The following is a 12,248-nucleotide window of genomic DNA, read 5'->3' as shown; positions in this document are numbered from 1 at the left end:
GCCAATGCTTAGCGCATAAATAGTCCTCCGTTAATATCCCATGTTGCTCCTGTCACAAAAGCTGCTTGTGGGGATGCTAACAAAGCACAAGTTTCAGCGATAAAACTCATACTGCCTAAAGCCTTGACAGGAATGTTATTGATAAATGCTTCCATTTTTTCATCTGAAACAACGCTGTGTACTATTGGAGACTCCATTGGTCCTGGTGCTACGGCATTTACCGTCACACCTTTAGCGGCAAATTCTTTTGCAAAAATTTTAGTCAAAGTTACGATTGCCCCTTTTGAAGCTGCATAATGCGCTCCCGTTGCAGTACCACCATTCTGACCAGCCAATGAAGCCATGTTTATAATTCGACCAAAGCCTTTAGATGCCATATATTGACCAATAATTTGGCATGACTGAAAGGTTCCTCGTTGGTTGACTTGTGTCACCCAATCAAAATCACTCGCAGTGATTTCAAGGACAGGAGTTGCTTTAGTTACTGTGGCGTTATTGATTAAAACATCCAACTTGTTGAAATGAGTTTCAATCCAACTCACTGCTTCTCTAAAGTCCTGCTCTACTGATATATCCAGTTTTAAGGGATACATTTGCGATGGATACTGACTCGCAGCTTTAGCACTTTCCGCTTTTTCTAAGGTACTTGCAGTTAAAATAACTTGATGCCCTTGTTCAGCAAAATATTCAGCAATCACATTACCTAAACCAGAGGCAGCACCAGTAACCAAAACAACTTGTGACATGGTCACCTCCTATAGAATGTAACTGATACCAGCTAAGGTATCTGTCGAATTGACTAGATTGATAATTTTACGGTCTATTTTGAGTTCGCCATTCTCTTGACGTATTAGCTCATAAATCACATCAGCAGTGTAATGACGCAAATTTTCTTTGCGGAACTCTCTTAAATTTTGTGCACAGCGTAAAATTATCTTGTGATCAGTTTCTTCAATAATTCGCACACGTGACAGGCTACGAACAGTATTGGCCTTGGGAGCTGTCGAGATTGCTTCACCATTTTCTAAACGCTCTACACGTAATTGACGCATGTGGTGATTGTCATATGCATAGTTCAAATGGTTTTCGTAATCTGTCAATGATGGATCAATTGGAATGATGTATTTGCCATTTTCATTCCATAAATTTAACCATGCTTGATACTCTGAATGATCTAACATGTCAGCTTCAGCCCAAATGAATGCTGTTACTTCGTTCAAAAGATTTAAATTAATTTTCATGCTCTTCCCCTTAAGCCGTCATCAACTTTTTCCATTGTTGGTAAGCGCCACGCATGCCTGTTTCAGCACTCACGTCACTCTTCAGACCATCTTCAGTTTTGACTTCTCCTGGTAAACCACGGTTCAACATGATCCAAAGATCATTGCCCGCATTTGCACCATGCTGTACACGCTCCCAAGCTTCCGCATCATCTGGCGTACCAAAACCGAAAGGACCTTGGAAATGTTCATGTAGACGTAGGCGATATTGGTTGGCAATTTGTGGTCCACCATTCATCGTAATCACTGAGTGGTGAATTTCAGTTTTATCTACCGCTAATGGTTGCATTACACGGAAGAACGCCATAGAACATGCAATGTTAGGGAAAATATTTAAGTTAAAGCCCGAACCACCGACAGCACGGCAAATTCGACGAACTTCAAGTTCCTCATGACCTTCTTCACGCAGCGCTTGGGCAAGTTCTTCAAAACGCTCTTGGATTGGTCGCTCCATCAACTCTTCATCAAGATCTACCAGTTCTGGAATCATCACCATCACGCTGTGACCATTTCCTAGATCTTCAACATAGCCTGGTTGATTTTCAAAGTTGAAAAGCTCTTCTGTTTTTTCGTCTACAGAACTTAAGAATGATTTATGAACCAATGGGAAATGATACGCGTCAGTTGTATTTTCCAACTGAATCTTCCAGTTACCTGGGAATGTAAAACGATGTTCACCTAATACTTTGACTGGATAACCTGCGCCTTGCTTCATGAATAGATCAATCCACTTTTTCGCAGCACCTAAAAAGTCTTCTAATGGCTCAATATCGTCTTTGAAGGTCGCAAAGATCATGCCGTTATATTCTTCTACACGTAAGCTGATCAGTGGAAATTCAGATTTATCTAAACATTCGCCATAACTTTCAGGTGAAGGAACGCCACGCAATGTACCATCCAAAGCGTAACTCCAACCATGATATGGACATACAAAGCTATTTGTTTTGCCTTTTTTATGCTCACAAACTGTAGCAGCACGATGGCGACAGCGGTTGAGTAAAACGTGGACTTTTTTCTTACGATCTCGTACAGCAACTACAGGTTGTTTACCAATATTAATCGTTTTATAACTACCAGCATCTGGAATTTCACTTGCATGAGCAACCCAAACCCAAGTGCTGTAGAAAATTTTTTCCATTTCATCTTCAAAGATTTGTGCATCTTTATATAAAGAGGTATGCACTCGGTCACTTTGAACTAATTCATTGTAATCAATTTCAATATTTTGAACTGGTATTGCACTATTCATCATGTATTCCCTTATAACTGTTTATGCAACTCAACCGACTTAATTTGATTGCGGTACTGGTAACTCATCATCACTGGTCCAATGCGTTACTGGTCGACTGAAAATATTTTCTGTTTGGAAGTGTTTGATTTTCCAAATGCCATTATTTTGTTGCTTAAAACGGATTGTCAGTTTGGCTGCATTCAAGTGGCTTGCACCCGTTTTGAAAGTTGATGTTTGCAACATCAACCAGTGACCAACAGCCACATCACCCTCAATATAAATTTGTTCAGAATTCACAAAATGTGCATTCATAACAAAATGCGAGTCCTTCAGCGTGTATGTTTTAAACATGTCATATACTGCCTGCCAAGACTCAAGCCGACCAAATGACTGGGCGTATTTTTTCCCTACCCCCTCCCAAATACACTCACGATCAAATAAATCCATCAGCGCTTCTAAATTTGTGTTTTGATTAAGTTCATCACAAATTTCCATATAGCGATTTAGGCAATTACGAATTTGATTCTGCGCTTCCAACTGTTGAAGACGTTGAAGAATGCTTTTGAGTTCATTAGAGTCGACCATATCGATATCCTTATCGTTGAATAATTAATTCACGACCAACTCTTGCTTCAACTTTGCAATACTTCCAAAGTTTATATGGACCTTCTCCGACCACAGTCGTACGAAATAAATTACATGCAGCATGAACTGTCTCAATATCAGGTACATCAGCCAATAAATAGGTTGTCCAAGGCCACCCCGTACTTGCACCTACCATGCTTTGATCATCATCTAAGTTGCCGTATACATGCACGCCAGGTAAATCATGGATACCATTCCACATTTCACCAAATGCTGCCCATACTGCTTTTGCTTCTGCTGGCTCTGCATCAAAGAAGTTTTGGTTAATCCCCATACAGAACAATACGCGTAATGATTTTTTAGCTTCCATTTCGATTTCCTTCTTTTCGGTCATTTATAAATATCCAGGTGTCGGATTAAGCCCAAAGCTCATCGCACCAGCATTTTGTAAAGTTGCATCACCCATAAATGCATGCTGTGTCACGACATTCGTGTCATTCACAAAGCGACTAAATGGATGGTTGGTATAAATGGCAGTCATCCCAGCTAACATTTGCATTTTGCGGGTGACCTTTGCACAGACTCTTGCCGCATGTGTACAAGATAGACGCATATCACTAATTAAATGTGGCTCAGGTTTTCGCCCGTTGAGTACTTCTTCCCATACAATATCCATGGTGTTGTAGAACCATGTTCTTGCAGCTAGGAACTCAGCTTCAGCTTTCGCAAATTCGTACTGAGTGATAGGTCGATTAGCAATTTCTGCACCTCCAGTAATCGACGACTTACCTGGAGCTAATTTTCTAAATTCTTCCAATGACGCCGAGGCTACGCCAATTCCGACTACGGTGAGGACTTGAGTCGCCAAAGAGAGGGATGGATATTTGAAAAATGGTTCGCTGAGTTTAGATGGCTCACCCCGAACAAAAGTCCAATGCTCAGGTACAAGTACATTATCGACAATGAGATCGTGACTACCTGTGCCTTTTAAACCTACTGTATCCCACGTCATTTCAATTTGTGCTTTATGCGCTGGTAAAACAGCCATACGTGGTAAGCCATGAGATTCATTATCTTTGATCGGGGCAATGCCTACACCAACGATATCTGCACCTTTACAACCACTTGAGAATTTCCAACGGCCTTTTACAACTAAACCCTCATCGGTCACTTGAGCAGCTTGCGGTGGAAAAATTCCACCAGCAAAAACGATATCTGGACCATTTTTATAAAGTTCGGAAAGTGTCTCTTCAGGTAAACTCCCAAGATAAGCTGGGCTCATACCAAAACTTGCAACCCAACCTACTGATCCATCTGCTTTAGAGAGCCTTTCAATAAGTTCACAAAACGTACGCGGTGAAACCTCATCACCACCGAAACGTTTAGGAACTAAAGCACGATATACCCCAATTGATTTCAGTTTTTGAATAATGTCTTGACTCACGTATGCTTGTTCGTCAAATTCACCTGAACACGCTCGCTGTCTAATCTCTTGACATAATTCTTCAAGATCAATCAAGCTCTCTGTTTGATCTTTGGCTAAATTGCTCATTTGCCACCTCCTTGTGAATGCTTCGTAATATCGTCAATGTGTTGTGCAATAGCACACAATTTTTCATCTTCACCATGCTTAGCAATTAATTGCATACCGACAGGTAAGCCATTTGATGTTTCATATGGAATCGTAAGCGCTGGATGGCCCGATAGATTGAATGGTCGCACGAGCTTAGTTAAATTGAGGAAAGCAACAGTATTTTCAGCTTCGTCTAATTTAGGTGGAAATTGAGGTAGTGTCGGCAGTATCAAAACATCAACATTGTTGAGTAAATCATTGATCTGCTCTGTGAATTGAGTTCTTATTAATTCAGCATTTTCTACATCTTTTTGAGTGGTTTCAGATGCTTTTAATAAACGCTGCTGAACATCATTGGCTAGAAGACCAGCTTGAGTAAGATCATGATATGCACCCCAAGTTTCGTAATTAATGATCGACATACCTGCTTGATATGCTTCATCAATATTGTCTATGAATAGATTTTTTTGAGGTAAATCAATTTTTGTTAACTCAGCATCTAAGACACGCCAAATTTCAGATTCCGCTTCGACACGTAATATTCCTAATTGAATCTGCTGTAGATCGATTTGGATTTCTTTAAATGTAGGATCAATGATCTGCATAGCAAGAATCAGATTTTTGATATCTGATGCGAATGGTCCGACGCAGTCTAAAGTGGTATCTTTTGGCCAAACACCATCACGACTTACACGACCAAATGAAGGTTTTAATCCATACACTCCACAGCAAGCGGCTGGCATACGAATTGAGCCACCTGTATCCGTACCAATACTGAAGTCCGCTATATCTGCCGCAATAGCTGCAGCCGAACCACTGGAAGAACCTCCAGGAATAAGTTGCGGATATTTAACATTTAAAGGTGTTCCGAAGTTTTTGTTTATTCCAGTTATACCGAATGCGAGTTCATGAAGATGAGTTTTTCCAATAATTTTGCAATCACTGCTGAGTATATTTTTTATAATTTCAGCATGTGAAAATGCAGGGCATGCTCCACTGCGTGCCTGAGTTCCAAGTGTCGTCACTTCATTTTGTATATCAATTGAGTCTTTAACCACGACTCTAATTTTTCCATCTCCTAAAGAGAGACTTCTAGATATAATATTCAATTCACTTTTCCATGTATTTTTATACTCAACATCAATATCTGAAAAATTAATGTATTTGTCAAGTTATTTTGAAATAAAATAATCTTTGTCTTTTTTCTTGTATAATCAATTATATTTTTTTAAGTTTAATTGCTGCTCATGTTAAAAAATTTTGAAAATTATTTGCCAAATAACGATCCCAAAAGTTTGGAAAATTTCCCATTTTTTTGGATATCTCAAGTTAATGGTAAGTATTCCCAATTGATTGATAAATCTTTAAAAAAAATCGGTCTCGATAATACAAAAAGAAAAATCATTTTGAGTACAAATGCTCTCGGTGAAGCGAATATCACTGAAATAGCTAATTTAGCAACAATCAAATTAACAACTGCAACTAAAGCAATCTATAGATTAGTCGAAGAAGGGATAGTTGAAGTTTTCTCATCCCCTCATGATGAAAGGATTTCTATGGTGAAGCTCACTGAAAAAGGATATGGTCTTGTGGATGAAATTAATCAGATCAATCGTGTTACTTTAGCTGGTATATTAAATTCTTTTGATGAGCAAGAACTTGAGTCACTAAATTTACAATTAAAGAAAATATTCAATTTAATGCCAAATAGGTAAAAAGACTAAAATCTTTTTACCTACTAACGCTTATTTCATAATTTCATATTGTGGAATAAGCTGATTAAATCGCAAATTTTCAGCGAATTTTGATATGACATTTAGTTTATATTGATAAATATCCATACTTTCATATTTGTAAAAACCTGATAGTTCTCTAATGCCATTTCTATTTTCGCGCATATTTTTTTTGATAATATCAGGGGCTTTGTAACGCTCACCAAGTTCTTCTCTCAAATACTCTGAAGCATGATACAGAATATCTCCTCCTCCCCAATCGATAAACTCTAACATTCCTAACACTGAAAAACGCAAACCAAAACCTGTACGAATCGCTTTATCAATATCCTCAGCACTTGCTACGTGTTCTTCAACCATTCTCGCTGCTTCATTCATTGCTAATGCTTGAATTCTTGGAACAATGTATCCAGCAACTGCATTACAAATCACTGGGACTTTACCAATTGCCTCAAGTAATGTTTTTAGTTTTTCTACTGCTATATCAGCAGTATGCTCCGATCGGCTTAGCTCAACTAAAGGCATTAAATACCCAGGATTAAGCCAATGCGCATTAACAATACGTTCTGGATGAGAAATTAATTTTGCTATATCAGTGACCAAAAAGGTCGAAGTCGTTGATGCTACAATACAGTTTTTAGAAATTAAGGGTTCTAACCACCGAAAACAATGTTGTTTATGAGTCATTATTTCAGGTACACCTTCAATAATTAATTCACAATTTTTCCAATCAATAGTTTGATTATCTTTGAAATAGAAATGAATTCTTTCTTTTAATACTTTACATTGATCATTCACTAACATCCCGATATGTTCTAAGAGATGCAACTCTTGTTCGAGGCTGTCATTCCATTTTTGCAGAAATTCATTTTTTTCTGCTGGGTTTCGATCTTTTACATCTACAAGTGCAATCTCAATTCCTGCATATGCGAATGCGATCGCAATCGCATTACCCATTCTGCCTGCACCTACAATAATAATATTTTTAATCATGCAGATTGCTCTCCGGAGTTCAACAGGTGTTTTAATTGTTGCTGTGTTAAATCAAATAACCCTAAATTTTCAAGAGTGCGACCCTCACTATACAAATCCCTACCAGTAATTGATGATGCGATATTCAGAAGCCCTTCAGCAATCGGCGTTTTGACTCCAACATACTTACCAACCGATACAATAAATGACAGGCCTAATCGTGTGTCTTCGAGCATATACCTATGGGAATGTAAATCTATTTTCTCGCGCCAATCGCCACTGTCAGTCAACTTACCATGTGCCCCTCTACCATACATCCACTCATCTCCTTCACCCTCTTTATTGTAGTGATCTGCGAGTGGGAAATGCTGTTTCGAGTATCCCAATGCTTCACGAATATTCATTCGCTCTTGATCTAATAAGCTCGTTACTCTCCTCACTGAAGGTTGAGTACCTTCATTATGAATATCCCATACATCAAAATGTTCTAAAGGTGCAGCATTGAGCATAATTAATGGAGGATGAATAATGGGTCCTGCATTCATTAAAGCTCCACTCAAAGCATCCTCTATAGACTCGATGCTGTCATAAGCTTGCTTTAATACTCTAATAGCATGATCTTTTAATTTTGCTGGATAGACCCCAGTAGGCAATCTCGTCGCATATACACTAATCACGATAGAATTCGGACTATGTTTTCTTACTAAATATGGCAACGTACCCGTTTCTGCAAAAGCCACGTCAGACTTATTCCCAACTTTAAGCATTGCTTGAGCAAATAGGTATGTTCCAAAAGTACCTGGTGGTAAAAATACGACTTGACCAGATGTTAAGTAGGGTGCTATTTCAATCGATAAATCTTCATGGCTTGTTGCGGGTAAAGGAATAATAATCAATTCAGCGTTTTCAATAGCTTTGGATAAATCAGTTTCAAGTTGAATTTTTTGATGTTCATCCCCAACAGATACTGTTCTAGTGCCACGAAAGTCTTTTACAGTAAGCTCACCATATTTCGCTAATTCTTTTAGTGAATCTCGATCTCTTCGCCATAATTTAACTTCGTGATTTTTTTCCGCCATTTCCACTGCTGATGCATAACATCCATGTCCACCGCCGAGAACTGTGATTTTCATTTTCTTCCCTTACATATTTATTGTGTATTGTGATAGTAGGAAAGATTCTTCTTTTTGCTCGCGTCAAAAAGCGGTACTGCTATTCGAATTACGAATTTATTTCTATTAATTTGTTTTGTTTCACGGTTTCTGAAGGCGTGCATCCATAACGTTTTTTATAAAGCCGAGTAAAGTGTCCAAAGCTTCTTACACCATGAGCATTGAAGATATCAATTATAGGCTGATCAACCTGAGTGTGTTTAAGTTCTTGATGAACTCGGTCCAATTTGATTGATGTCATGAAACTGAGAGGCGTTTGGTTCAAATAGGTATTAAATCCCTTTTGAAGCGTTCTTACCGAGACTTTTACAAGCCTCGCAACTTCCTCAATCGAGATTGCTTCCATATAATGTTGCTCAATCAAATGAGCTGCATTTTTGATATAACTTGGGATGAGTTGATATTTTTTATCTGCGATTCGTTCACTGAAATTATGTGGAATTTTGATCAGTAATAACTCAGTCAAATATGAACTAAAGCTATCAGAAATTTGCCACCAGTTTTCAATATTTGAATATGCAAAGCATAAGTAGTTCAGTGTTTCTAAAATTGAAATTCTTTCTTCAGATGTATAGGAAATGCCACTATCGAAAATAAGATTTTTTTGAGGGATATACCCCAACAAGCGATATAAAACAGTGTTGATCAACTCATGATCAATTTTTAATATGATATTTCTACATTTGGCTTGGAGTTCAATTCTATTTTCAAAATGAGGATGAGAAACTGTAAGTAATCCAGGACGTTGTTGATAAGTTGAATGATCATATTTGACTTTACATTCCCCTTCCAAATTAAATCTAAACAGATAACTTTGACACTCAGCACCAAAACTAATTTGAACTGGAGCATTGTAACTTAATTCAAATAGTGCAACTTGACCAAATGAAAACCCACTTAATTTTACTTCTAAAGATTCATCATTCAATACTTCAAATTGATGAGGGCACAAGTATTGTCCTATCACATCTTTAATCTGAAAATAATCTTTTGAAGACAATAAGTTGAATTTCTTTAAAAGTTTCAGATTCGATAAATACATGATAGGTGTACCCTCATTATTTTATTCAGACATGATTTATTTAGACTCAACTTGCAAACTATTTTCGAAGGATTTACAACCCACTTTCAATAATACAAAGCACAATACGCATGATATTGCACCAACGATAGATATCGATGAACCGACCATTAAAGGATTTTCAAAAATACGATCCGTAATTAAAGCCACTAATGTGGTACCAATACCTAAAGCAATCAAATTACTGATGAGTAAAAAGATAGATGAGATTTGGGCACGTAATTGATTTGGCGAAAGCATTTGCATTGCTGTTGTTGAGATCGGCATTGGGAAAGAAGCGAAAAACATTGCAACAACCAACAATGTAACTGATAGCCATAATTCATTAACTTGTGAAAACAAAATCATTGGAATAATCAGACCTACGATTCCAATCACACCCACAAACATAGGCGAATCTTTTCTGCCTTTTTGAATAAAATAATCATTCATCCAACCAGCCGCAAATACACCTAAAGTATTTGAAATCAGTAACACGGCACCCAACATATAGCCCACTTCAGTAGCTGTCATATTGTAATGTCGTATGTAAAATGCAGGTGTCCAGCTAATTAAGCAAAACAATGCCATGGCATAAAAAGTAAATCCCAAATAATGACATGTAAATGTTTTTTTATGCTTTTTCAGGAATTTAAAAGTATCACTAAGCTTCACTTTTACTACGTTCCCCTGCGCATCGACCATTTGCCCTTTACGCTTAGGATCTTTAACAGTTAAAAGTACCAATATGCCAATAATGACTCCTGGTAAACCCACTAAAATAAACGCTACTTGCCATGCCTTTAACATTCCCAATAAGGGTACAGCGATAAGAGACATGTCCTTGAGTAATCCAATGACAAAACCACCTACTAAGAATGCGATTCCTCCACCAACAAAAGAACCAATAGAATAAATAGCGACAGCTCGACCCAATTTATCTTTTGCAAACATATCACTAAACATTGAATAGGCTGCAGGTGACAAAGCAGCTTCACCAATTCCTACTCCCATTCTGCTCAAAAACAACTGGATAAAGTTCTTACTTAAACCACATAAAGCTGTTGCAATGCTCCAAAATACAATCCCGGCAGCAATTAATTTTGGTCTTGAGAATCGATCTGCGATATAAGCCAGCGGCAGACCCATGAATGCATAAAATAAAGAAAAAGCTAGTCCATGGAGTAGACTAAATTGCGTGTCTGTTAAATTCAAATCTGCTTTTATCGGTTCAATCATCAAAGCCAAAATTTGACGATCGATAAAAGAAAATATATATGCAACCATGCAAAGTATTACAACATACCAAGCATAAATATCCTTCTTTTTTGCATCATTGCTCTTTAACTCGGAAATTTTTCCCATCGAAATCATCCTAAATATTTTATAGATCAGCGCTATCCCTATGACAAATCCATGCCAATTTATGCTGATTTATAAAATAAATATCATTTTTAACACTATTATTCTATTTATTTTTCCATTAAATATTACATATAAATAGGTATTTTATATTAATCTAATCTAAAAAAATTAGTTCATGCTCTTCAATTCGTCTAGATAATCTAATATTTGTTTGATGTATTCATTATTATCGATACTTCTATAGGCAACTGTAATTGGACTTTCAGCCTCATTATCTAGAATTGGTATAAATTTCAAATTTTTCATACCTATAGAGCATGCACTCTTTGGAATAATACACCCCCCCTCACCAGATGACACCATCCCCAATGCCATATGGATTTCTCTCGTCTCGATCAGATTTTGGGGTATTAAGTCAAGTTCAGAGAATATTCCTTGAACAAAAGTTGAGAAGTTTGGTTTAGGAGTATTTGGATATATATAAATATGTTCGTTGACCAATTGTGATAAATGTACTTCCTTAACATTTTGGGTCACTAATGTATGATCTTTGTGCACTGCTAAAAAAAGTTGCTCTCTTTCGATCACTATTCTTTTTATTGAAGGATCACTAATTCCTAATCGACCAAACCCAATATCAATTTTTCCCAATTTCAAAGCTTCTACCTGGTCCCTGGTTCCGCATTCCACTAATTCAACTTTTATATTTGCAATATGCTTTCTTAAATAATCAATGATCTCAGGTAATTTCCAATAAAAAAGCGAACCAACATATCCAATTCGTACCGTTGTATCTGTCACTTTATATCGATTTACCATCGATTTAGCATGTGCTGTTAAGGTCAGTATCTGTACAGCATATTGGTAAAAAAATTCTCCAACTTCAGTTGTTTTAATCGGTCTCATGCCTCTTTCAAATAATACGACACCTAACTCTGACTCTAAGTTTTTGATTTGTCGAGTAAGTGGTGGTTGTGCGATACATAACTTTTCAGCAGCTTTTGTAATACTTTTTTCTTCGACCACCGTAGCAAAATACTTTAATGTTCTTAATTCCATTGAAATTTCCTTAATCCATACTTTTTTAGTATTTTAATATACTACCTAACCTCTATTTTCAATACTTTATTTCAAATAAGGTATTTAGCATATATTAATGGAATATATTGCTGCATGTACAAAAATATTGAAACCTTGCTCGTTGAAATCCCGACGATCCGCCCACACAAGATGGCGGTCGCAACGATGCAAACTCAAACCTTAGTCCTCATTAAAAT

At 37.1% G+C, this 12,248-nt stretch carries 13 protein-coding genes; 1 reads left to right on the top strand and 12 read right to left on the bottom strand.

The genetic code is table 11. From position 1 onward, the window contains the following. Window positions 1-8 precede the first annotated feature (8 nt). Genes AC1M9B_RS11055 through AC1M9B_RS11025 form a run of 7 tightly spaced genes read right to left on the bottom strand, consistent with a single transcriptional unit; the run spans window position 9 to window position 5,778 of the window. Window positions 9-746, bottom strand: a complete 738-nt coding sequence (locus tag AC1M9B_RS11055; protein WP_092767689.1) for an SDR family NAD(P)-dependent oxidoreductase — start codon at window positions 744-746, stop codon at window positions 9-11. Window positions 747-755: 9 nt separating this feature from the next. Continuing rightward, window positions 756-1,241: an aromatic-ring-hydroxylating dioxygenase subunit beta gene (locus tag AC1M9B_RS11050; RefSeq protein WP_092767687.1), complete on the bottom strand. Its 486-nt coding sequence runs from the start codon at window positions 1,239-1,241 to the stop codon at window positions 756-758. A gap of 10 nt (window positions 1,242-1,251) precedes the next feature. Beyond that, on the bottom strand, window positions 1,252-2,529 hold the full coding sequence (locus AC1M9B_RS11045) for an aromatic ring-hydroxylating oxygenase subunit alpha (protein WP_481609102.1): 1,278 nt from the start codon (window positions 2,527-2,529) through the stop codon (window positions 1,252-1,254). A 39-nt stretch (window positions 2,530-2,568) separates the two neighbouring features. Continuing rightward, window positions 2,569-3,096 carry a nuclear transport factor 2 family protein gene (locus AC1M9B_RS11040; RefSeq protein ID WP_092767685.1) on the bottom strand — a complete coding sequence of 176 codons (528 nt, stop codon included), beginning with the start codon at window positions 3,094-3,096 and terminating at the stop codon, window positions 2,569-2,571. 10 nt (window positions 3,097-3,106) lie between these two features. Then, entirely contained in the window at window positions 3,107-3,466 is a 360-nt protein-coding gene (locus AC1M9B_RS11035) for a hypothetical protein (protein ID WP_035266405.1), read from the bottom strand. 24 nt (window positions 3,467-3,490) lie between these two features. Next, a complete protein-coding gene (locus AC1M9B_RS11030) occupies window positions 3,491-4,648 on the bottom strand; it encodes an acyl-CoA dehydrogenase family protein (protein ID WP_481597778.1) in 1,158 nt (385 codons plus the stop codon). Then, on the bottom strand, window positions 4,645-5,778 hold the full coding sequence (locus tag AC1M9B_RS11025) for an amidase (RefSeq protein WP_481609101.1): 1,134 nt from the start codon (window positions 5,776-5,778) through the stop codon (window positions 4,645-4,647). Before AC1M9B_RS11025 ends, AC1M9B_RS11030 begins: the two co-directional genes overlap by 4 nt. Before the next feature lie 138 nt (window positions 5,779-5,916). Here AC1M9B_RS11025 and AC1M9B_RS11020 point away from each other — a divergent pair, with 138 nt between their 5' ends. Then, window positions 5,917-6,384, top strand: a complete 468-nt coding sequence (locus AC1M9B_RS11020) for a MarR family winged helix-turn-helix transcriptional regulator (protein WP_092767678.1) — start codon at window positions 5,917-5,919, stop codon at window positions 6,382-6,384. Window positions 6,385-6,414: 30 nt separating this feature from the next. Here AC1M9B_RS11020 and AC1M9B_RS11015 read toward each other — a convergent pair whose 3' ends face one another. The 5 genes from AC1M9B_RS11015 to AC1M9B_RS10995 form a co-directional block, all read right to left on the bottom strand. Beyond that, window positions 6,415-7,401 (bottom strand): 3-hydroxybutyryl-CoA dehydrogenase, encoded by a 987-nt coding sequence (locus tag AC1M9B_RS11015; protein ID WP_481609139.1) that lies wholly within the window; start codon window positions 7,399-7,401, stop codon window positions 6,415-6,417. Next, entirely contained in the window at window positions 7,392-8,507 is a 1,116-nt protein-coding gene (locus AC1M9B_RS11010; RefSeq protein ID WP_481609100.1) for an NAD/NADP octopine/nopaline dehydrogenase family protein, read from the bottom strand. The genes AC1M9B_RS11015 and AC1M9B_RS11010 overlap by 10 nt, the downstream gene beginning before the upstream one ends. 88 nt (window positions 8,508-8,595) lie before the next feature. Further along, window positions 8,596-9,588: a helix-turn-helix transcriptional regulator gene (locus tag AC1M9B_RS11005; RefSeq protein ID WP_481587688.1), complete on the bottom strand. Its 993-nt coding sequence runs from the start codon at window positions 9,586-9,588 to the stop codon at window positions 8,596-8,598. A gap of 36 nt (window positions 9,589-9,624) precedes the next feature. Beyond that, a complete protein-coding gene (locus AC1M9B_RS11000; protein ID WP_481609099.1) occupies window positions 9,625-10,971 on the bottom strand; it encodes a spinster family MFS transporter in 1,347 nt (448 codons plus the stop codon). Between the two features lie 168 nt (window positions 10,972-11,139). Then, window positions 11,140-12,030: a LysR family transcriptional regulator gene (locus AC1M9B_RS10995; protein ID WP_035266330.1), complete on the bottom strand. Its 891-nt coding sequence runs from the start codon at window positions 12,028-12,030 to the stop codon at window positions 11,140-11,142. Between the last annotated feature and the right edge of the window lie 218 nt (window positions 12,031-12,248).

Source organism: Acinetobacter sp. ANC_7513 (assembly GCF_056779915.1).
The sequence above is the reverse complement of the archived record's forward strand: the minus strand, read 5'-3'. Positions and strand labels throughout refer to the sequence as shown.

Coding starts and splice junctions, on each gene's coding strand:
- AC1M9B_RS11055 (WP_092767689.1), bottom strand. CDS start 746: ATGTCACAAGTTGTTTTGGTTACTGGTGCTGCCTCTGGTTTAGGTAAT.
- AC1M9B_RS11050 (WP_092767687.1), bottom strand. CDS start 1,241: ATGAAAATTAATTTAAATCTTTTGAACGAAGTAACAGCATTCATTTGG.
- AC1M9B_RS11045 (WP_481609102.1), bottom strand. CDS start 2,529: ATGAATAGTGCAATACCAGTTCAAAATATTGAAATTGATTACAATGAA.
- AC1M9B_RS11040 (WP_092767685.1), bottom strand. CDS start 3,096: ATGGTCGACTCTAATGAACTCAAAAGCATTCTTCAACGTCTTCAACAG.
- AC1M9B_RS11035 (WP_035266405.1), bottom strand. CDS start 3,466: ATGGAAGCTAAAAAATCATTACGCGTATTGTTCTGTATGGGGATTAAC.
- AC1M9B_RS11030 (WP_481597778.1), bottom strand. CDS start 4,648: ATGAGCAATTTAGCCAAAGATCAAACAGAGAGCTTGATTGATCTTGAA.
- AC1M9B_RS11020 (WP_092767678.1), top strand. CDS start 5,917: ATGTTAAAAAATTTTGAAAATTATTTGCCAAATAACGATCCCAAAAGT.
- AC1M9B_RS11010 (WP_481609100.1), bottom strand. CDS start 8,507: ATGAAAATCACAGTTCTCGGCGGTGGACATGGATGTTATGCATCAGCA.
- AC1M9B_RS11005 (WP_481587688.1), bottom strand. CDS start 9,588: ATGTATTTATCGAATCTGAAACTTTTAAAGAAATTCAACTTATTGTCT.
- AC1M9B_RS11000 (WP_481609099.1), bottom strand. CDS start 10,971: ATGGGAAAAATTTCCGAGTTAAAGAGCAATGATGCAAAAAAGAAGGAT.
- AC1M9B_RS10995 (WP_035266330.1), bottom strand. CDS start 12,030: ATGGAATTAAGAACATTAAAGTATTTTGCTACGGTGGTCGAAGAAAAA.